Origin of the sequence: Jatrophihabitans sp., assembly GCA_036399055.1 — a bacterium.
Classification (GTDB): Bacteria; Actinomycetota; Actinomycetes; order Mycobacteriales; family Jatrophihabitantaceae; genus Jatrophihabitans_A.
In genome coordinates, this window is record DASWNX010000022.1 from 1 (window position 1) to 20,735 (window position 20,735).

General features: G+C 71.5%; 13 protein-coding genes. 6 read left to right on the top strand and 7 right to left on the bottom strand.

Annotation, left to right across the window (positions count from 1 at the left end; all coding sequences use genetic code 11):
• Positions 1-442: 442 nt before the first annotated feature.
• Positions 443-880: a hypothetical protein gene (locus tag VGB75_08950; protein ID HEY0167156.1), complete on the top strand. Its 438-nt coding sequence runs from the start codon at positions 443-445 to the stop codon at positions 878-880.
• Positions 881-996: 116 nt separating this feature from the next.
• On the opposite strand, the gene VGB75_08955 is transcribed toward VGB75_08950, so the two are convergent.
• Genes VGB75_08955 through VGB75_08970 form a run of 4 tightly spaced genes read right to left on the bottom strand, consistent with a single transcriptional unit; the run spans position 997 to position 12,716 of the window.
• Complete coding sequence (locus VGB75_08955) at positions 997-7,050, bottom strand: carboxypeptidase regulatory-like domain-containing protein (GenBank protein HEY0167157.1); 6,054 nt, start codon at positions 7,048-7,050, stop codon at positions 997-999.
• A 5-nt stretch (positions 7,051-7,055) separates the two neighbouring features.
• On the bottom strand, positions 7,056-9,716 hold the full coding sequence (locus VGB75_08960) for a carboxypeptidase regulatory-like domain-containing protein (GenBank protein HEY0167158.1): 2,661 nt from the start codon (positions 9,714-9,716) through the stop codon (positions 7,056-7,058).
• Between the two features lies 1 nt (position 9,717).
• Positions 9,718-12,117: a carboxypeptidase-like regulatory domain-containing protein gene (locus tag VGB75_08965; protein ID HEY0167159.1), complete on the bottom strand. Its 2,400-nt coding sequence runs from the start codon at positions 12,115-12,117 to the stop codon at positions 9,718-9,720.
• 5 nt (positions 12,118-12,122) lie between these two features.
• Positions 12,123-12,716 carry a DUF4255 domain-containing protein gene (locus tag VGB75_08970; GenBank protein ID HEY0167160.1) on the bottom strand — a complete coding sequence of 198 codons (594 nt, stop codon included), beginning with the start codon at positions 12,714-12,716 and terminating at the stop codon, positions 12,123-12,125.
• Positions 12,717-12,961: 245 nt separating this feature from the next.
• Here VGB75_08970 and VGB75_08975 point away from each other — a divergent pair, with 245 nt between their 5' ends.
• Complete coding sequence (locus VGB75_08975) at positions 12,962-14,935, top strand: ATP-binding protein (protein ID HEY0167161.1); 1,974 nt, start codon at positions 12,962-12,964, stop codon at positions 14,933-14,935.
• A gap of 140 nt (positions 14,936-15,075) precedes the next feature.
• Here VGB75_08975 and VGB75_08980 read toward each other — a convergent pair whose 3' ends face one another.
• Positions 15,076-15,303: a hypothetical protein gene (locus tag VGB75_08980; GenBank protein ID HEY0167162.1), complete on the bottom strand. Its 228-nt coding sequence runs from the start codon at positions 15,301-15,303 to the stop codon at positions 15,076-15,078.
• Between the two features lie 144 nt (positions 15,304-15,447).
• Here VGB75_08980 and VGB75_08985 point away from each other — a divergent pair, with 144 nt between their 5' ends.
• Both VGB75_08985 and VGB75_08990 read left to right on the top strand, forming a co-directional pair.
• Positions 15,448-15,636 (top strand): hypothetical protein, encoded by a 189-nt coding sequence (locus tag VGB75_08985; protein ID HEY0167163.1) that lies wholly within the window; start codon positions 15,448-15,450, stop codon positions 15,634-15,636.
• A 343-nt stretch (positions 15,637-15,979) separates the two neighbouring features.
• Entirely contained in the window at positions 15,980-16,435 is a 456-nt protein-coding gene (locus VGB75_08990; protein HEY0167164.1) for a MarR family transcriptional regulator, read from the top strand.
• A 157-nt stretch (positions 16,436-16,592) separates the two neighbouring features.
• Here VGB75_08990 and VGB75_08995 read toward each other — a convergent pair whose 3' ends face one another.
• Positions 16,593-17,285, bottom strand: a complete 693-nt coding sequence (locus tag VGB75_08995) for a hypothetical protein (GenBank protein ID HEY0167165.1) — start codon at positions 17,283-17,285, stop codon at positions 16,593-16,595.
• 71 nt (positions 17,286-17,356) lie between these two features.
• Here VGB75_08995 and solA point away from each other — a divergent pair, with 71 nt between their 5' ends.
• On the top strand, positions 17,357-18,523 hold the full coding sequence (gene solA, locus VGB75_09000) for an N-methyl-L-tryptophan oxidase (GenBank protein ID HEY0167166.1): 1,167 nt from the start codon (positions 17,357-17,359) through the stop codon (positions 18,521-18,523).
• Complete coding sequence (locus tag VGB75_09005) at positions 18,520-19,614, top strand: glycerate kinase (protein ID HEY0167167.1); 1,095 nt, start codon at positions 18,520-18,522, stop codon at positions 19,612-19,614. Before solA ends, VGB75_09005 begins: the two co-directional genes overlap by 4 nt.
• A 17-nt stretch (positions 19,615-19,631) precedes the next feature.
• On the opposite strand, the gene VGB75_09010 is transcribed toward VGB75_09005, so the two are convergent.
• Positions 19,632-20,705, bottom strand: a complete 1,074-nt coding sequence (locus tag VGB75_09010; protein HEY0167168.1) for an AI-2E family transporter — start codon at positions 20,703-20,705, stop codon at positions 19,632-19,634.
• Positions 20,706-20,735: the final 30 nt, after the last annotated feature.

The window sequence follows — 20,735 nt, forward strand, 5'->3', positions numbered from 1 at the left end:
GACAACCTCACCCTGGTCTGCGGCTATCACCATCGTGAGTTCGACCGCGCCGGCTGGAGCTGTCAGATGACCGACGGCCACCCCCAGTGGATCCCGCCCGCCTGGATCGACCCCACCCAAACACCCAGACGCAACCACCGCATCAACCGGCAATGAGGTAGGAGCACGGTCGACCTGGACAACCTCACGCTGGTCTGCGGCTATCACCACCGTGAGTTCGAACGCGCGGGCGGGACCTGCCAGATGACCGACGGCGACCCCCACCGGACCCCGCCCGCCTGGATCGAGCCCACCCGAACACCCAGACGCAGTCAGCGGTTGAGCCGGCAATGACGGCCGCATGGGGCATCGAACGCTTGAGGACAGTGGCTGAGGAACGCTCGACACCGTCTCGGCCCAGAAGATGCGAACACTTCTCATCCGGCCTTGGTACCGTTCGACGGTGGCCGAGAAGGATCCGTACCAGCTGCTGGGCGTGCCTCGTGACGCCTCCGATGAGCGGATCCGTGCCGCCTACGAACTGGAGATCAACCGCGCCACCCGCGACGGCGCCATCCGCTACGCCGCCGAGCTGTCCGCCGCCTACGAGACCATCTCCAGCTCGCAGCGGCGGGCGTTGTACGAGCGGCACGGATTCACCGCGATCAGCGAGCGAACGCCCGGAGCCTCGCGACCTCCCGGCCCTTGGCGGGCGACGGAGCAGGGCGAGCCGGCCCGGCGCCGCACCCGCCGACGCGGGCTGAAGGTGACAGCGCTGCTGATAGTCGTGCTCGTCCTGGTCGCTGGATTGTTCCTCGCCACGCGAGACGCCGAAGCCGCGAGTCGGACAGCGCTGGTGAGCCAGCCGCCGGCGGCCGCCCAGCTCCTCACGCACCGCTAGCCCGCGACCCGGGCCCGATCAGTCGACGGCTCGACTCGCGGCCGGCGCGCTCGACTCGGAGCGCGACCGGCGCTGCCGCACAGCCGCTGCCACCAGTCAGCATGCCAAGCGCGGCGTCAGGGAACCGTCGCGATGGAGACGTTGACCGCCTGCGCGGTGGTCGAGGCGGTCACCGTGACGGTGACGGTGCCCGTCTGCGTGGTGGTGACCGCGGTGGCCCCCGAACCAGTGGTGGTCGTCTTCGTCGCGGTGACGTCGTAATCGCCCGGTGGCAGCTGGCTGAAATTGGCCAGACCCTTGTTGTCGCTGACGTCATCGGTCGGCGCGGTCACCAACGCATCAGCCGGCAACAGGCTGACGGTGGCCCCCTCCACCAGCGCGCCCCCGGTCCTCTGCTTGACCGTGATGGCCAGCGAGCCGCCCTTCTGGGTCAAGGAGACCTGCGCCGAGGTCGGCGTGCTCGAAGAGGCCGGCGTCACCGACTGGGTCGCCGTGGTCCAGCCCACCCCGTGACTGGTTCCCGGATTGGCTGTCAGCGTGTACGCCAGCGACGGGACGACCCAGATCGAGGAGACATTGCTGACGGTCGAGGTCGAGGTCGGGAAGGACGCCGCGGTGTACAGCGTCGTCGTCCCCTGCTTGACCACCAGCGACACCGTCGCCGGCGCCGGGTTGGTGTCCAACGCCAATGGGGTGGCCAGCACCTTCAGATCCAGCTGGACCTCGGCGATGGTGAAGCCGACCGAGGTGCTCACCCCGGAGCCGGCGCCCGACACCGTTATCGCATAAGGAGAAGTGGCGCTCACCTGGGTCGGGGAGCCACCGGTTGACATCACCTTGCCATGGTGATTGGCGGGCAACTCGATCCAGACCGTCCAACTTCCCGACGGCACCGAGTTGAACGTCGTGGTGTACGACGGCGCCGTGCCGGTCAGCGTCTGCGGCGCCTGCGGCGGGTTGCTGTTGAGCGGGCTGGCGGTCAGGTAGGCCTTGGCGCCGTCCACCGCATAGCCGTTGCTGGCGGTGAAGGTGACCACGACGTTGTTCTTCACCCGCTCCAGCGACGGGCTCAACGTGGGATTCTGCCCTGAGCTCACCGAGGTCGGGCTGTTCAGCGTGAGGTAGCCGGTCTTGGCGAACCGCACCACGTATGAGTCATCGGCCACCGGGCTGAACCCGAAGAACCCGGCGCCGGCGTCCCCACCGCTGGTCGTGGTCTTGACGACGCTGCTGTCGCTGATCCTGATCAGGCTGACGGTGACGCCGTCGAGGGGGCTGGCGACCTGGCTGGTGCCCTGCTCACCGGACACGATGCCCGAGATGCTGCTCGTCCGGACATCGGTGCGCACGTAGATCGTCTGGTTGGCCACTCCGACGAACACGGTGAGTTGCACGTTCAGGGTGGCGATGTTCGGCCCGCTGATCTGCAAGGTGTACGTGGTCGGCACGATGGCGTTGAACTGGTAGAGGTTGCCGGTCCCCACCGTGGTCTGGGTGACCGCGGCCTGGCTGCCGTCGCTGGGCGTCAGGACCAGGGTCGCGTCGGTGACCAGGTCAGCGCTGGCGTTCGAGGCCGTGTCGGCGACGCCGACCTTGAGATTGACCTTGTTCGCGTTGAGCTTCAGCACTCGGGTGGAGTCGGTGGCACCGGTGCTGACCTGGAAGTACTCGCGTTGCTGGGCGGTGTAGCCCGTCGCGGACATGTCGACCACCCAACCGCCGGCGGCCAGGCCGTCCCGGGAGTTGGTCCCGGTGATCCGGAACTGGCCGTCGCTGTCGCTGATGGCGGTGAAACCGGTGGCTCCGGCTGTCGCCGGGCAGTGCGCCAGCGCCGTCGCGCTCGCGCCGCAGAAGGTCGCGGTGAGCAGCACGTTGCCCAGCGCCTGGGTGATGTCGGCGCCCAACACCGCCTGGGTGGCGCCGACGATCGATCCGCGGGCGTTGAGCGTGGCCACGCAGCTGGACTGGGCGCCGGCTGCGATGGAGATGCTGGTGGCGCCGTCGGCGCAGGTCACGGCGATGTCGACGCCCGTGCTGCCGAAGGCGTGCCCGGCCGCCTGGATGCGCACCTTGTACGCCGCGCCAGGGGTGAGGCCGTTGAAAGTGACGCTGGCCGAGCCCGGCGGCGCGGTCTGGGTGACCGGCGTCGAGCCGCCGCCGGACAGGACGAAGATCGCGTTCGTCACAGCGCTGCCGCCGCTGTCGACCGGCGAGATCTCCAGGCTGCCGAGCTGGCGCAGCTCCATCGTCGGCACCACGCAGTCCACCCCCAGGGCACAGCTGAAGCTGACCGTGGCGCTGGCGTGACCAGGCAGGCTGGCGGTGAGCTGGTAGTTGCCCGGCCGGACCAGGCCGGCCTGCGGGTACTCCGAGTCCGTCCAGCTCAGCGCGCCGTCGGCGTCCACCGAGACGTCGACCACGCCGGTCCCGGTCGCCTTGCGGTTGACGGTGATGTTGACATTCGAGCGGTTGACGCTCGCGTCCGCCGGGTTGATCGTCACCGCGCCCGAGATGGCCCGAGCGGTCGGCGCCAGGTTGACCGCGATCAGCGAGCCGGTGGTCACCGCCAGGCCGGTCACGTTGTAGGCGTTGAAATCGCTGGCGGCGATGCTGACATCGGCCTGGCCGACCACCAGCGCAAGCCGGGCCCGCGGGATGTCGGCGAAGTCCGTCGCGCAGGCGCCCATGCCCGAGGTCGGCGCGTTGCCGTCCGCGGTCACCGCGAAGCAGCCGCGCGAGTCGGTGACCACGTTGACCTGCGCCCGGATCGGGGTCGTGCCGGAATAGGCGACCACCCCGCTGACCGTGACTGAGGCGTTGGCCAGGCCCTGGCTCGAACCGGTGTAGGAGCTGCTCACCCAGCCGATCAACTGCGGGATCGACTGGGTCATCGCCAGCTGGGTGTTGAGCTCCTGATCCTCACCCACCGGCACCGACATCGTGCCGCTGTTGGCGCCCTTGGACGCGGCCACGGTGTGCGAGCCGGGACCGAGCGCGACGATCCGCACCCGCCCGGCGACGCCGGTCCGGATGAGCGGCTGGGCCGCCAGCGGCGCCGGCGTGACGGTGACGGTGACCGGATCGGTGGCGTTGACCAGCCCGCCGGACTCGTTGGGCGCCACCACCGACAGCACCAGCCGGGCGAGCCGGTGCAGGTTGGCGTCATAGCGCCCCGTCGCGCCACGGTCCAGGATCACCTGCGCGCCCGGCACCGGGCGGTACTCGGGGTTGAGCGGGTGGACGTAGACCAGGTAGGCGCCATGCGCCAAACCGCGCACGGTGTAGGAGCCGTTCGAGGTCGAGGTCAGCGAGCACTTGCCGACCGCCGGGACCGGCACGCAGGTCTGCACGCCGCCAGGGCTGCTCGGCGGCGCCAGGGCGCAGGTCGGCGGTGACGCCGGCGCCGGGCTGCTCGGCAGCACCAGCACGCAGGTGCGGTAGTCGACCTGGTGGGCGTAGTCCTGTCCGGTGGGCACCGGCTCGTCCGGGTCGTCGACCTTGCTGAGGTCCGGGCCGGTGCTCAGGTTGCCCACCGTGGCGTTGACGGTTCCGACCACGGTGGCCGACGGGTACAGCGCCAGCTGCGGCGCCTCCACGGTGGCGCCGAGCGGAACCTGCACGTCGACGGCGCCGCTCTCATACCCCGGCGCGCTGACCACGACGCGGTGCAGGCCGGGGAGCAGGCCGGTGATCGGAAGCAGGTCGATCGAGGGGACGGTGTACTCCTGGCTGGGGTCGACGCCGCAGACGATCAGCGGGTTGGCCGCCCCGCCCGGGGCGCAGGCGACCTCTACGGCGTGCTGGGAGACGTCGACCCCGACGTTGATCTTGCACAGGTCCAGGTTGGCCTTGCTGCCCGGCGGCAGCAGCGGGTCGTAGTCATCGGCCTGGTCACAGCTGAGCGGGCCGCCGCTGCGCGCGTCGGTGATCCGGCCGCGCACGTGCGAGCTGGACGGCAGCACACCGCCCGGCGTCGGGTTCAGCCTCAGGGCCACCGAGGCCACCCCGCCGACCTTGGCGGTGACGGTGGCGTAACTGGTGGTGCGGCCGTAGAGCTCGGCGCCCAGCACGTAGGTGCCCGGCGCCACGCCGTTGAACCGGAACGAGCCCGGCGGGTTGGACACGCTCATCGTCTTGTACGTGTTGGCCGGGCCGGTCAGCACCAGGCCGGCGCCGACCAGGCCCAGGCCGCCGGAGTCGCTGACGGTTCCGCCGACGACCGCGGTGGCCGGCGTCAGCATCGCGTCGACCACAGCCCTGGACTGCCCGGCGGCCAGCTGGATCTGATGGGTCTGCGGCAGAAAGCCGGGCTCGGCGATGGTCACGCTGTACTTGCCGGGCGCCGGCAGCGCCGGCAGGGTGAACCGGCCGACCGGCCCGCTGGTGACGGTGGTGGCGGTGCGGGTGATGCTTCCGTCGGTCGCGGTGACGGTGGCGCCCCCGACACCGCTGCTGACGCCGAGGCTGTCCAGGCCCTGGACGGTGCCGACGAGCGATCCCATGCCCGACTTCAGGCCCAGGTCCAGCGCCTTGGACTGGCCCGCGGCCAGGGTGACCAGCGAGGACTCCAGGCTCAGGCCGTCCTTGCTGGCGCTGATCAGGAAGGCGCCCGGGGTGGACAGCCCGGTGACCTTCCAGGCGCCGATGCTGCCGGAGGAGGTCGAGCTGGTGGCCACCACGTTCTGGCCGTCGCTGATCGTGATGGTCGCGCCGCCGACCGCGCCGGCCGGCCCGGTGATCCGGCCGGTCAGGCTGCCGTTGCCGGCGGTCATGGCCACCGGCAGCGGCTCGGTGGCGTCGGCGTCGGCGGCGTTGAGGATGTACTGCCGGGTCTGGTAACCGGGCTTGGCGAAGGTGAGCAGGTAGTACCCGGGAGCGCTGATCCCGGCGAATGACCAGGCCCCGTTCTGCCGGGTCAGCGTGGACTGTTTGGCCGAGACCGCGCTCTGGGCCCGGGCTGTCAGCTGCGAGGCGGAGATCTTGCCGATCGCCCCGCGCCGGCTCTCGGTGACGGCCTTGGCCGACAGCCCGACCGGCTGGGCGCCCGCGGCCTTCTCATCCACCAGCGACGTCGGCTGCAGCGAGACCTTGACCCCGGCCGGCGCGGCGCCGGTGACGATCCCGTTCAGCCGAACCCCCGCGGCCTGGGCGGTGGCGGGGACCGGTCCCGCCTTGGCCGGCCCCGGTTTGGCCGGCTTAGCGCCGCCCGAACCTCCGGAGCCCGACCCGCCGGAGCCCGACCCGCCGGAGCCCGACCCGCCCGAGCCCGACCCGCCCGAGCCCGGCCCGCCGGTGGCCGAGTCCGAGGGCTCAGCGGACTTCGAGCTTCCGGCCTGCTGAGTGGCCTGGTTGCCTCGGACCGACTTGGCCAGCATCGGGATCCCGGCTCCGGCCAGCGCCGCCCACAGCCCCAACACGGTCACGATGGCCAGCAGTTTCATGCCGAGCGGGCTGAACAACGGCCGTGACGTGAGGGCGCCGGTCACGCTGGTCGGAGCGCCCAAGCCGCGCGCCGCCACCAGGAACGGGTGCCGGGCCCGGCCGCCGAACATCCGCGGCCGGCTCAGGGTCAGCCGGCCCCGCACCCGGGCCGACCCGCCGGGCGGCACCTGCAGCCGACGCCGGCTCAGCCGCAGGTGGGCGCCGTGGGACACCTCGGTCCTGAGCTCGACCCTGGCCGGGCTCTGGCCGGTGTTGCGCAGCAGCACCTCGATCCGGCGGCCGAAGACCGCCGTCGAGTCGGTGGGCGAGACCTCCATGCTCAGCCGGCTGGGCTCGTCGACGATCAGCGAGCCCTCGGCCATCGTGGTGGCGGTGACGCCGCTGAGATGGGGCGCGGACGAGCGCGCCGCCGCCGGGTCGCTGGCCTGCACGGCGACCACGAACGGGTAGCGGCCCGGCATGGTGCCCGAAGGCGGCCGCAGCGACAGCTCGACCACCCTGCTGGCGCCGGCCGCCACCGGGCCGACATGCAGCGGCGCCGGCAACCATGACGAGTCCAGGCCCAGCACTGACACGCTCAGCAGCCGCGGGCCCTGGGCGTGGTTCACCAGGCCCAGCTCGACCACCACGGTCTCGCCGGCGCCGGTCCGGCTGACGGCGTGCAGGTTCGCTGAGGGAGCTGGTTCCGGGGCCGGCATGCCACGGCCCTGCGAGGGTGGTCGGGTCATCTCACTCAGCCGCCCGGGTTCGGGACGGTGATGTCGACTCTCAACTGCTCGCTGGCGTCGATCTCACGGGTGACCGAGCCCTGCGCCGCGGCCGAGGCGGTCGGCCGGGTCTCGATCACATAGCTCTGCGGGGCGTCGACGTCAGGTAGCACGTAGCGTCCGGCGCTGTCGGTGGTGACAGTCCGGGTGATGACCGTCGGGTACTGGCTGGCGAGGTAGAGCTGCACCTGCCAGCCGGGCCGCGGCTGGCCGTTGGCGGTGGCCACCACTCCGCTGATCTGGGCCGGCGCGGCCAGCACCGGGTTGTAGACCCGGACTTCGCCGGCGCCGAGGGTGACGATGGTGGAGGTCGGGCTGGTGCCCCGCCGGTTCACGCTGAGCGTGTAGGTGCCCGGCGGCACGCCGCCGATCTCGAACTGGCCGAGCCGGTTGTCGGGCTTGCTGGCGCTGGTCACCGCGAAGCTCGAGGTGCCCGACACCAGGTTGATCTGCACCTCGCCGGTGGGCGCCGGCCTGGAGCCCTGGCCGGCGCCGCGCTGGGAGACCGTTCCCTGGACCACCGCGGTCGAGGACTGCATGCTGACGCCGATGCCCTCGGAGGTGATCCGCGCGCCCTGGGAGCCCGGGGTGATGGCGCCGGACTGGTCCAGCGACACCGACACGGTCTGGCCGGCCAGGTCCGCACGGGAGAAGGTCACCGTGTAGGTGCTGGGAATGCTCAGCCCGCCTACCGTCCAGCCGCCGACGTTGCCGGTGCTCTGGGTGACGGTCTGCACGGTCAGCGCGCCGTTGGTGACGGTGACGGTGACACCCTGGGCCGGGCTGCCGCTGGGCAGCTGGCTGACCTTGCCCGACAGGCTGCCGGCGGACTGGCCGAGGCTGACCGCGACCCCGCTGAGTTTCTGCCCCGCCGACAGCGCGATGGTCACGGTCTGGGACGCGTAACCCGGTTTGCTGACCACCAGGGTGAAGCTGGCCGGGGTCGGCAGGCTGAGCAGGGTGAAGCCGCCCACCCTGTCCTGGGTCAGCGAGACGGTCCGGGCGACCGTGCTCCCCGAGGTGGCGGTGACGGTGGCGCCGCCGAGGGCGCCGGTGGGCCCGTTCACCTGGCCGCTGATCAGGCCGTCGCCCTTGCGCAGCCGCAGCTGGACCCCCTTGCGGTCCTCGCCGCCGCCGAGGTCGACCCGTTGCACGTCGTTGGCGTAGCCGGGCTTGACCACGACCAGGTCATAGACGCTGGGCGAGGGCACGTCGGCGATGCTGAACTGGCCGTCCGAGCCGACCGGGACGGTCCGCACGATCGCCTGGGTGGTGCCCGGGGGCGTCGAGGCCGACGGCGCGCGCGCGGCGGCTCCGGCAGCGCTGGGCAATTCCAGGTACACCGACGCGGCCGAGACGTCCTCGCCTGTGACGGTTCCCGAGATGGTGGCCGGAACACCGCCGAGCCGGACGTCCAGGCCCTGGCGGGCCTGCCCCGGTTGAACCGCGACGGTGCTGGCGTCGGCGTCGGTGGCCGCGCCCGGATACCAGAGCTGGACGAAGCCGGCGCCGCGAAAGCGCAGCTTGTAACTGCCTTCGGGCAGGTTGGGCAACGTGAAGGCGCCGGCCGGGCTGGTGGCGGTGGTGGCGATCGCGTTGGCCAGGTCGGCGGTGCTGAACGCCTCGACGGCGACGCCGGGCACCGGGGTTCCCGAGGTCAGCAGCCGGACGGTGCCCGACATCGTGGCGGTGCCGATGGCGCTGGAGACGGTGCGAGCCTGGGCGACCTGCAGCGCCAGGTCGCGGTCAGCGGCCGACTGGCCCACCAGCCTGGCCAGCGCGACGGTGATCACGATGGCGAACACGGTCACCGCGGCCAGCAGGCCCAGCAGCGAGATCGGCCCGCGGGACAGCCAGGGGCGCTGCAGGAACGTCCCGGTGGCCAGCGGCGCGACGTCCGGTCTGGGGGCGGCCGGCGCGGGCGCCGCCGGCTTGCCGCGCTGGGAGTCCAGCAGCCGCCTGGCCAGGCGCGCCCTGCCAGGCGATGCCGGCTCCGCGCGCTCGTCCAGGTGTCGCTCGTCCAGGTGTCGCTCGTCCAGGTGCCGCTCGTCCAGGTGCACGGTGAAGACCCGCACCATGGGCGAGCCCATCAGCGGCCGCCGGGCCCGGGTGGTCAGCTCCACGATCCGGTGCTCGCCGGGCGCCAGCGCGATGGCCTCGGGCGCGAAGCCGAACCGCAGCTTGTCCTCGGCGTCCGCGCCGGCCAGCCGGCCGCTGACGGTGGTGTTGCCCTTGTTCTGGATCACCGCGCCGAACGAGGCTCGCCGGCCGCCGTAGACGGTGACCGGGTCCAGCTGCAGGTGCACCGCCGGGGCAGCCGGCACGTGCAGCTCGATCTCCTCGACGGCGTTGGCGTACGGCTGGGTCAGCTCGCGGACCTGGATCGCGATCCGCCGGTCGCCGGCCGCGATGCCATCGGGGATGGTCACGTTGACGATCACGGTCTGGGAGGCGCCCGGGAACAGCGACAGCTGATCGGTCTCCAACCGCACCCAGCTGGGGTCAGCGCCCAGCACCCGCAGCGTGTACCCGCCGATCAGCTCGCCGGTGTTGGTGACCAGCACCGTGATCGGCAGCGTGCGGCCCGGTTCGATGACGCTGCCGCGTGGGGCGATGTCGACGCGCATCTCAGCTGCCCGCCCCGAGCCGCAGGCTCTGCCGGACGGTGTCGCCGGCGGTGACCCTCAGCAGCGCGGTCTGCTGGCTGAAGCCGGGCATGCTGGCGGTCACGGTGTAGGCGCCCGGCGCCAGGTCGGTCAGCAGGTAGCCGCCGTCGGGAAGGCCGCCGCCGGCGCCGGTGGCCTGGGACTTCCAGCTCTGCTTGCCGTCGGTGGCGACCACGCTCGCCCCGGGCAGCGGGCTGCCGGCCGGGCCGGTGACCACGCCGGTGATCCGGCCCAGCGCCGTGGCCAGCACCGCCTGGATCCGTGGCGGGGCGCCTTCGGCGCTGAGCTCGATCGGCATCGTGGTCCCGGCGTAGCCGGGCAGGCTGAAGGTCAGGGTGTACGAGCCGGGCGCGGGCAGGGCGTTGAAGCTGAAGTAGCCGACCGCTCCGGTGGTCAGCGTGGTGGAGGACATCGTCGTCGGCGCCCCGCCCACCGTCACGCTCGCTCCGCCCAGGCCGTTGCCGGCCGAGTCGACGAGGGTGCCGCTGACGCTGCCGACGCCGGCGGCGAGTGAGACGTTCAAGCCCGACCGGCTCTGACCGGGGCCGAGTTGCACCACCGAGGTGTGGGCGCCGTAGCCGGAGGCGCTGAAGGTGATCACGTAGGTGCCCGGGGTGGGCAGCGCCGGGATCACGAAGCTGCCGACGGTGCCGGTGGTGGGGGTGCCGATGGTGACGTCCTTGCCGTTCACCGTGGTGGTGATGGCGACTCCGCCCAGCGGCTGCCGGCCGTCGGTCACCACCCCGCCGATCTGGCCGTTGCCGACGCTGAGCCGGACGGTCGACTGGAACCGTTTCTGGCCGCCGGCGACGGCGGTCACCACGGTGGTCGCCTGGTAGTCGGGCGCGGTGAAGCTCAACTCGTAGATTCCGGGAGCGGGCAGGTTGCTCAGCTGGTACCTGCCGCCGGTCAAGGTGATGGTGCTGGCGACCGGCCTGGTGACCTTGCCGATCAGCGAGGTGGCCCGCACGGTCGCGGTCACCGGCGACAGGGTGTCACCTGCGTCGATGCTGCCCTGGATCGAGGCGGGCAGTCCGGTGATCACGGCGTTGACACCGCCGGTCGCGGCTTCGGTGTCGGCGGTGACCGGCTTCGCGCCGGCCTGGGTGGGAGCGGCCGGGTACCACAGCGTCTTGTACCCGGTGGCGCTGAAGCGCAGCAGGTAGCGGGTCGGGAACAGCCCGGCGAGGGAGTACGTGCCGTCGGCCTGGCTGGCCGCCGAACTCGCGACCTGCAGGCCCTTGTCGGTGGTGCGCAGCGCCTCCACCAGGATGCGGCCGGCCGGCAGGTGGTTGCTTTTCGCCGTCACGGTGCCGGTGATCACCGCGCCCACCCCGGGTGGCAGCGGCCCGGTCTTGGGCAGCGCGCCGGCCGGGGCTGAGCCGTCGGTGACCGACGCGGCGTTGGCGATGCCGCCGCTCGGCGCGTCGGCGGCGGCGAAGAACGAGGCCGGGGCCTGCTTGGTCATCGGCTCGCCCTTGAACGCCTGGCTCAGGCCGAGCAGGAACACCGAGGCCCACAGCCCGACGATCGTCAGCAGCACGAGCGCTGTCAGCAGGCCCCGGCTGAGCATCGGACGCTGCCGCAACCGGACCGCGGCGCTCTGCGTGACCGGCGCCAGCACGGCCGTCGGATCGGCGACCGCCGCCGCGTCGGCGGCTGCCCGGGCCGGGTCGGCCTCGGCGCGCAGCTCCTCCAGCCACAGGTCGTCCTCGTCGCGGCCGGTGTAACGCGCCGTCGGCCCGTCGAGGTCAGCGTCGGGCGCCGCGCCGGCGGCCACCCCGACTGCCTGCACGGTGAGGGTGCGGTCCAGTTCGGCGCCGGTGATCATCCGCGGCCCGCGCACCCTGAGCACGCAGACCGCGACGGCGCCGGCCTCGATCCGCAGCCGCGGCGGGGTGAAAGAGGTGCTCACCGCGCGGTCGGCGTCCACCGCGGTGAGTGAGACGTCCAGCGCCACGTTGCCGGCGTTGGCCAGCTCGAGCACGAACCGGGCCTGCCGGCGGGCCCGAACGACCTGTGGCCGGCAGCTCATGGACAGCTCCGGCCGCGGCGCCACCAGCATGTCCAGGTCGAGGTAGGCCGAGGGCAGGCCGGCCCCGACCGAGGCGACCTCGATGGTGACGGCGTGCCGTCCGGCCGGATAGCTGGTGGGCACGCCGACCGAGAGGGTGACCTGCCCGCTGGCGTCGGGGAACAGCGGCAGCAGCATCGGCTTGCTGGTCACGCCGGCCGCGGGCAAGCCGATGACCCGGGTGGTGACGCCGTCGATGATCGTGCTGGTGTTGCGGATGTCGAGCACCACCTCGGCGTTGCCGCCGGGGGAGATGTCGATGAGCCGGGTGTCTGCGGTGACGAGCATGGCGGTCAGGGCGCCCCGGCAGGCTGGGACCCGGCAAGCCGGGCCGGCATCGGCGCTGTGAGGGCCTGGATGCGTTGCACGGCCGGCGCCGCGTCCGCCCAGGCGCCGACGTCCAGGGCCGTGGTCAGCACGATCTCGAACGCCGCCCGCATCGAGCCCTCGATGGAGGCGAAGACGTCTTTGACGCGTCCCGTATCGGCCGGCGCCAGCGCGATCTGCACGCTGGACAGCAGTCCGGGGGCGGTGAATTCCGATGGCAGCGCCTGATGGGTGAGAAAGCAGCCGAGCACGTCGCCGAGCAATTCGTGCTCGTCGCGGACGTTGCCGGCCCAGGCGCTGACCAGGTAGTTCAGCTCGATCATGGGCAGTGGCCCGCGCCGCTGGAGGCGGCCGTTGGCGTCGGCGCGCTCGGGCATCGGGCGGGGCGGCTGCGGGCTGCGCCCCACCCCGAACAGGAACATGCTGACGGTGATCCGGCTGAGCTGGGCAGACCAGCTTCGAGATGGCGGGTCGAAGGACACCTCACCCACCTGCTCGGGCAGCGGCAGCGCGGCTCGGACCAGCTTCTCCAGACCTTGTTCGACGAGGGGGATCAGCACAGGTCCATCCCCTCGAGTGCGCGAAACAAAGACCGGCGAATGCCGCGTTTGTAGTGCCCCCGAGGACGTGGCAACCTGTATCAGCCTTGCACTCACGTCTGCCCGAAATCATAACGTCAAGTTCGCAAGTGTGCAGTCGCTGTTAGCAGTTGGTTATCGAGAACAGTGGCACGGGCGGGCTAAACCACCCCGGATGGGCTGAAAACGTCAGCGGGAACGACCTGCAGTGCAGGAGGAGACACCCCATGCGACAGCGAATGGCCGAGCTGGTCGACCGGATCGCGGTGGCCGGCCGGCGCCGGTCAGAGGCGGCCGGCGGCCAGCAGCCAGCCGGCGACCGGAGCGGCGCGAGCGCAGAGCTCGACTCGATCATCGCCGTGCTGCGTGCCGACTACGCCGCTGGTCCGGCCGAGAGCGAACAGGACGTCCTCACCGGCCTGAGCGAGGTGTTCGGCCTGGACCCGGTCGACGCCGGGCTGCTGACGGTCGCCGCCGCCGCGGATCTCGACGCCAACCTGGGCATGGCTTTCGGGCTGCTGCGCGGGCTGAGCGCGCCGGCCCGGCCCAGCGTCGGGCTGGCCCTGGAGCTGTCCGGGATTCCCACGCTGGCGCCGGACGGGTTCGACCGGCTCGGCCCGGACGGTCCCCTGCGCCGGCACCGGCTGATCGAGGTGCTGGGCCCGGAGCCGTGGCTGGGGCGGCAGTTGCGCGCTCCGGATCCGGTGGTGTCCTTTCTCGCCGGTTCGGACCAGTCCGATCCGCCGGTCGCCGCCATGCTGAGCTTCCCGGTTCCGATCGAGCTGGCCGAGACCGCTGTGCTGTCGGCCGCGATCAGCAACGGCGTGCCGCTGGTGTGGGTCAGGTCGAGCGCCGCCGCGGCCGGCAACTCACTGGCCGCCAGCGCGTTCGCCGCCCTCGGGCTGCAGTGCCTGGCGGTGGATCTTCACCGGTGCCCGGCCGACACCGAGCTGCTCGCAGCGCTGGCCTCAGCCGCCCGAGAAGCCGGCCTGCGAGGGTGCGGCCTGGTGGTGACCGGCGCCGAGCTGCTCGGCGAACCGGCCAACGTGGCCGGCCTGGAGCTACTGGAGCGGGCTGCGGTGCCGGTCGTCGCGGTCGGCGCCCGGCCGTGGAATCCGAGCTGGGCGCGCCGGTTTCCGCTGGCGGTGGACGCCCGTCCGCTGGCGGTCACCGATCGCGCCGCGGTCTGGCACGCCGGGCTCGGTGACCTGGCCTCCTCCGATGACGAGCTGCGCCATGTCCTGCTCGGGCTGCGGCTGACCCCTGAGGAGGTTCTGGAGACCGCCAGGTACGCGCGGATGCTGGCCGATTCCCAGCAGCAGCCGCTGTCGGCCGCTCTGGTGCGCGAGGCGGCTCGCCGGGTCGGCGGCTCGGGCGGCGCCGGGGTGAACCGGATCGCGGCTTCGGCCCAGACCGGCGCGGGCCCGAGCTTTTCCGACCTGGTGCTGCCCGAGCACGCCCGGCAGTCGCTGAACCAGCTGGTCAGTTGGGCTCGGGTTCGCGACCAGGTCACCGCCCGCGGGCCGCTGCGCGCCAAGGGCAGCGGGATCGCGGCGCTGTTCACCGGAAGCCCCGGCACCGGAAAGACCCTGGCCGCCAACGTGATCGCCGAGGAGCTGTCCATCGACCTGTTCCAGGTCGACCTGTCCGCGATCGTGGACAAGTACATCGGCGAGACCGAGAAGAACCTTGAGAAGGTGTTCCAGTCGGCTGAGGCGCTGGATGTGGTGCTCTTCTTCGACGAGGCCGACGCGCTGTTCGGCAGCCGGTCGGAGGTGCGTGACTCACGCGATCGCTACGCCAACCAGGAAGTCGCCTACCTGCTGCAACGGATGGAGCAGTTCGACGGCATCACCATCCTGGCGACCAATCTGAGAGGCAACCTGGATCAGGCCTTCTCGCGTCGGATGAGCTTCATCGTGCACTTTCCCGATCCGGACGCCGCCACCCGGCGACGGCTGTGGCAGAGCCACCTCAAGCAGTTGCAGGCGCTGGATCCCCATGATCCGGTCGATCTCGACTTTCTGGCCGAATCGGTGGAACTGGCCGGCGGGGACATCCGCAACATCGTGCTGTCGGCGGCCTATGACGCGATCAGCGCTGACCAGCCGATAGGCATGCGCCACCTCGCCGTGGCGACGGTGGGTGAATACCGCAAGCTGGGCCGGCGGGTTCCCGAGCACGGCTTTCTCCCGGCTTGACCGCTGACGTCTGCGGCTGACGGCTGGAGCGTGTCAACCGCTGAAGCAGACAGCTCGCGGTCTCACCTCGACCCGACGAGTGCGGCGCCAGAGGCAGTGCGAAACCCTGCGGGCCGTGCGAGATCAGGGGCTGGGCGAGATCAGGACTTTCCCATCGGCCGGCGGCCGAGGTCGGCCTCTCGGAAGACATCGACCGGTTTGCGTAGTACGTCCTCAACGTCAGTGCCCTGCCAGATCCACCCGCCGGCCAGCTTCATCAAAGCGATCAGCTGATCGTCCTCGCCGTCCTGGTAGAGCTGCTCGCAACTTTCACAGAGCGCCCAGAAGCTAGGCAGTGTGTCGTCCTTGCCGAACCGCCGAAACTGCACGCGGTCAGTCGCCAGCGGATGCACCCAGACCACGTCGGCCCCGCCGCAGAACGCGCAGCTCTGAGTCGGCGCCGCATGCGGCGCCCCGGACTGAGAGGAACGGTTCTGAGAGGAACGGTTCTGAGTGGGGCGGCCTTGATCGGGGTGACGGCCCTCGTCGGTGGGGCGGCTCTCGTCGGCGGCGCGATCACTCTCATCGGTGTGGCGGCTCTCGTCCGCGTGTCGCTTCTCGTCGGCGTGACGGCCTTGATCGGAGTGGCGGCTATCGTCGGCGTGATGGCCTTCGTCGGCACTGTGCGCACCGGTGTCGGGAGAGGAGGCCACGACAAGTGACTCTATCTCCTACCGGCAGAGAATCGCGCGTTGTTTGCAGCATAAACCGGGCCCAGTTCGACCACGGGCTGTAGTTGGTCGGTGACTAGTTTGCCGCTTGTGTGGCCCGTGCTGGGCTCGATATTCTTGCCTGGTACGGGGGTACACGAGGGATGCAAGACCAGTAGAAGCCCTGTCGCGACGGTACGGGGGTGCCGGGTCGGGCAGGGCTTCTCTGCGTCTGCAGGTCCTGGCTCTGTCTGCAGTCCTCGTACTGGTGAGTAACTCAGCGTTGGGCGCTGTAGGACAAAATCAGGCAGTTTGAAGGCATCCAAAGGGCGTAACCCGGATTACCCTTGCCGGTATGACGGCGATGCGCTCGCAAGAGTCGACCGAAGGTCTTGACGACCAGCTGTGCCTGGCGCTCTACCTGGCGTCGCGGGCCATGACAGCCACCTACCGCCCGGTCCTCGACGAGCTGGGGCTGACCTACCCGCAGTACCTGGTCCTGATGCTGCTGTGGGAGCAGGGAACGTCGTCGGTGGGCGAGATCGGCTCCCGACTGCACCTGGAGTCCAACACCCTCTCCCCGCTGGTCAAGCGGCTGGAGGCCCTGGAGTTGGTCAGCAGGAGCCGGCGTCCCGGGGACGAGCGGACCGTAGACGTGCAGCTGACCCGCCAGGGCAAGGCGATGCGCCGCCGCGCTGCCGGGGTGCCGGCTCAGATCTGCGAGGCCACCGAGCTGGACGCAGCCGCCCGGGCCCGTTTGATCAAGAAGTTACGCCGGCTGACCGCCGACCTGGAGAAGAAGCAGGGCTGATCCTGCCCCGTCCCGGTCAGGCCGCTCGATCGCGCCCGGCGAGCCGTCCACTTGATAGATCGCACACGATTTAATCGCCTCCGTTGGGGTTGGGCCATCCTGGACGCCAAGTGAGGCGACGCGACGCGAGGTGACGCGAGCCCGACCGGTGGCTGACTCAGCCGGCGTCGACGGCCCGCCGCGCGATCGCCAGCAACCCGGCGTCTTGATTGTCAGATCGGCCCTGCGCGAAGGCGGCTTCGGCCACCACGACCCGAACGCCGTCGCGCCGGGACGCGAACGCGGCCGCCGGCAACTTGCTCGGCGAGCCCGGGTAGCGGCCGCCCTCGCGCAGCAGGTCGTTGACGTTTCCCGTGCCGTCCGAGGTGACCAGGTCGAGGTAGTCAGCGGCCTGGCTGGGGTTGTCGAAGGTCACCGTGCTGACCGCCACCACCACGTCCCTGCCGTCCTGCCGGGCGCTGAACAGGCTGCGGCGCACCGAGGCGCACGGCGTCCGGGCGAAGAAGACCTGCACCTGCCCGTAGGAGTACGCCGCGCAGTCGGTCTGGTCGTCGCCGGCCCGCAGCAGCAAGCCGGCGGCGGGGCGCTGCGAGCCGGCGGGTGAGCCGCTCGGGCCGGCGAGCGCCGACGAGCTGCCGGGCGAGGTGGAGCCGGCCGCGGCGGGGCCGGATGGCGACGCAGGCGCCGTCGGGTCCGTCGAGCGAGGGCCGGCGAAGGTGAGCAACCCGACCAGCACGATCAGGCTGACCGCCAGCCACCCGGCCAGCATGGTGACTGCCAGCTTGAGCCGGTCGCGCGGTGGCCGCTGCCGCTCGTCGGAGTCCTCGTCCGGTTCGGTCAGCCAGCTCACGCGCACACCGTAACGTCATGAGCGTTAGCGCGAAGAGCGAGTGGGGATGAGCAGGCGCCAGGAGTGGGTGGATGAGCGACTACGACGTGATCGTCATCGGGCTGGGCGGGATGGGGTCGGCGGCGGCTCACTCGCTGGCCGCCCGGGGGCAACGGGTGCTGGGAATCGAGCAGTTCACCCCGGCGCATCCGCTGGGGTCCTCACACGGCGCCACCCGGATCGTGCGCAAGGCCTACTTCGAGAAGCCGGACTACGTGCCGCTGTTGATCCGCGCCTATCAGCTGTGGGATGAGCTGTCGGCGGCCATCGGCGCTCAGCTGCTCACCCGATGCGGCGCGCTGATGATCGGCCGGCCCGACAGCGCGGTGGTCACGGGGACCCTGGCGTCGGCCCGGCGCTGGTCGCTGCCGCACGAGGTGCTCGACCCGGCCGGCCTGCGCGCCAAGTACCCGCAGTTCGCGCTGCCCGAGGACCAGCTGGCGGTCTATGAGGCTGACGCCGGATTCGTCAACCCCGAGGCCAGCGTGCTGGCCAACCTCGAGCTGGCCGCCGCTTCCGGCGCCGAACTGCGGTTCGAGACGGCGGTCGAGCAGGTCGAGGTGGGCTCTGACCAGGTGCGCCTGGTGGCCGGCGGCGAGCACCTGAAGGCGCCGCGGGTGGTGGTCGCCACCGGCGCCTGGGCCGGGCGGCTGGCCGGCCTGGACGGATACCCGATCCAGGTGCAGCGCCAGACGGTGCACTGGCTGCGGCCGCGCACCTCGGTGGCCGACTTCGACGCCGAGCGCTTCCCGGTCTATCTGTGGAGCCATCCGGTGGCGCCCGGGGCAGACCGTCTCGAGGTGTACGGATTTCCGCACCAGGCCGGTGACGAGGGTGTCAAGGCGGCGTTCTACCACGACTGGTCCGACGTCGACGTCGATCCCGACACGCTGCGGCGGACGGTGTCGGAGTCGGAGTTCCAAAGGCTTCAGCAGCTGCTGGCCCATACCCTGCCCGACCTCGCGGGCGAGTGCGTGACAAGCCAGGTGTGCATGTACCCCGGGACTCCCGACGATGACTTCCTGCTCGGCATGGCTCCCGGCTCGTCGGGCCGGGTGGTGCTGGCACTCGGCTTCTCCGGACACGGGTTCAAGTTCGTCCCGGTGGTGGGTGAGATCGTCGCCGACCTGGTGATCGACGGAGCGACCCGCCACGACATCGGCTTCCTCTCACCCGATCGGTTCGCCGGTCGGCGATGAGGTCCCGGGTGCTGATCGCGCCGGACAAGCTCAAGGGCAGCTTGCCGGCGCCGGCCGCCGCCGCGGCGCTGGCTCAGGGCTGGCGCTCGGTGCGGCCGGACGACGAGCTGGTGCTGCTGCCGATGGCCGACGGTGGGGACGGCACGCTGGCGGTGCTGGCGGCCGACCGGCCGGACGCGCGCTGGACGCCGGTGCCCACCGTGGACGCGGTGGGCAGGCCCAGGCTGGGCCGTTACCTGCGCGCGGGCGACACCGCTGCCATCGAGCTCGCCGAGATCTGCGGCATCGCCGGGTTGAGCCCGCTCGACCCGATGGGCTCGCACACCATCGGCCTGGGCATCGTGGTGGCGGCGGCGCTGCGCTCCGGCGCGGGCAGCCTGGTGATCGCGCTCGGCGGCTCCGCCTCGACCGACGGCGGGGCAGGGGCGCTGTCGGCGTTGGGCGCGCAGTTGGTGGGCGTGGCGGGCCTGCTGCCGCCCGGCGGTCGCGGTCTGGGCGGGCTGGCGGCGGTGCGCGCTGACCGGCTGGCGCTCCCGCCGCCCGGCGGGGTGCGGGTGCTGGTCGATGTGCAGGCCCCGCTGTTCGGCCCGACCGGCGCCGCCTTCGTCTTCGGACCGCAGAAGGGCGCCGATCAGGCTGAGGTGGCGGAGCTCGATCAGGGCCTGCGCCGGCTGGCGGCGGTGCTGGGAACCGACCCGGACCAGCCCGGGACCGGAGCGGCCGGCGGCGCCGGGTACGGACTGGCCTACTGGGGGGCACAGCTGACGCCCGGCGCCGAGGCGATCGGCGAACTCGTCGGGTTGCCCGAGGCGGTGCGGCGGGCTGACCTGGTGCTCACCGCCGAGGGGCGCTTCGACGCCGGCTCGCTGACCGGCAAGACCTGCGGGCACGTTCTGCGACTGGCTGCCCGCGACGGCGTGCCGGCCCTGGTGGTGGCCGGGTCGGTGGCCCAGGAGATGGCGGCCGCGGCGCCCGGTGTCGGCCTGCTCAGCCTGAGCGAGCTGGCGGGCTCGGTGCGAGCGGCTCAGCAGGATCCGGCGCGGTGGCTGGTCGAGGCCGGCCGGCAGGCCGCCGAGGCGATCATCGGCTGAGTCTCGGCCCGCCTGCCTCAGGCCTGGTCGGTGGCCGGAAAGACCAGTTCCCGCACCAGCACCCGCAGGATCAGCGCCAGGGGCACCCCGAAGAGCGCGCCGGGAACGCCGAGCACCGCGCCGCCGAGGATCACCGAGGGCACTGTGATCACGCCGGGCAGCTCGACGGAGAACTTCATCACCCGCGGCTGGATCAGGTAGTCCTCGAACAGCCGGTAGCCGAGGTAGAAGGTCAGGGTGGCGATCGCGGTGGGCAGGCTCACTGACAGCGACACCAGCGTCACCACCACCCCGCCGACCGTGGAGCCGATCACCGGAACCAGGGAGAGCACCGTCACCAGCGCCCCGAGCATCACCGCGTACGGGATTCCCCACGCCAGCGCCCAGATCGAGGTGCCCAGCCCGCACAGGATGGCGATCGCCACCGTGGACAGCATGAACCGCCCGACCTGCACGATGAGCTCGTCGAGGATGCGGGTGGCGCGGACCTGCCGCGAGGCCGGGATCGCCCTGAGAGTCAGCTCCCGCAGGTGCGGCAGCCCGATCGCGAAGTACAGCGACAGGAACGCCACCACCACGATGTCGGTGACCGCGGTGAACAGCAGCGTCCCGCCGGTCACGACGTAGTCGAGGAAGTCGGTCGGGTTGACCGAGTTGCTGGTCGAGGACTCGGTGGCGGCCGCGATCCGGTCACCGAGCGGGCCCAGGTGGCTTCCGGCGTCGCGGATCAGCTCCGGCCCCGACTCGATCAGCGTCGGCAGCTGGGTGCTGGCGGCGTCCACGGCGAGCACTATGGGCGCGCTGAGCAGCACCACGACGGCCAGCCAGGTCAGCAGCGCGGCGACCGGCCTGCGCATTCCACGCCGCTGCAGAAAGCCGATCAGCGGATCGAGGGTCACGCCGATCAGCAGGGAGAACGCGAGCAGGTACAGCAGCGTCCGCAGCTGCTCGACGATGCGGAACCCCAGGTAGGCGACCCCCACCCCGACCGCGAACCAGCACGCGAACGCGATGACAGAGCGCGGCCGCCGGACGTTCACCACTTCCTCGACCGGCTGCCCGCCGATGGGGACCGCGCCCTTGACGTCCATGCGGCAAAGGTTAGTGGAGTAAGCGCTGAT

Excerpts from the sequence above, each read along its gene's own strand:
- VGB75_08955 (HEY0167157.1), bottom strand. The coding sequence starts at position 7,050 with ATGACCCGACCACCCTCGCAGGGCCGTGGCATGCCGGCCCCGGAACCA.
- VGB75_08960 (HEY0167158.1), bottom strand. The coding sequence starts at position 9,716 with ATGCGCGTCGACATCGCCCCACGCGGCAGCGTCATCGAACCGGGCCGC.
- VGB75_08965 (HEY0167159.1), bottom strand. The coding sequence starts at position 12,117 with ATGCTCGTCACCGCAGACACCCGGCTCATCGACATCTCCCCCGGCGGC.
- VGB75_08975 (HEY0167161.1), top strand. The coding sequence starts at position 12,962 with ATGCGACAGCGAATGGCCGAGCTGGTCGACCGGATCGCGGTGGCCGGC.
- VGB75_08990 (HEY0167164.1), top strand. The coding sequence starts at position 15,980 with ATGACGGCGATGCGCTCGCAAGAGTCGACCGAAGGTCTTGACGACCAG.
- solA (HEY0167166.1), top strand. The coding sequence starts at position 17,357 with ATGAGCGACTACGACGTGATCGTCATCGGGCTGGGCGGGATGGGGTCG.
- VGB75_09005 (HEY0167167.1), top strand. The coding sequence starts at position 18,520 with ATGAGGTCCCGGGTGCTGATCGCGCCGGACAAGCTCAAGGGCAGCTTG.
- VGB75_09010 (HEY0167168.1), bottom strand. The coding sequence starts at position 20,705 with ATGGACGTCAAGGGCGCGGTCCCCATCGGCGGGCAGCCGGTCGAGGAA.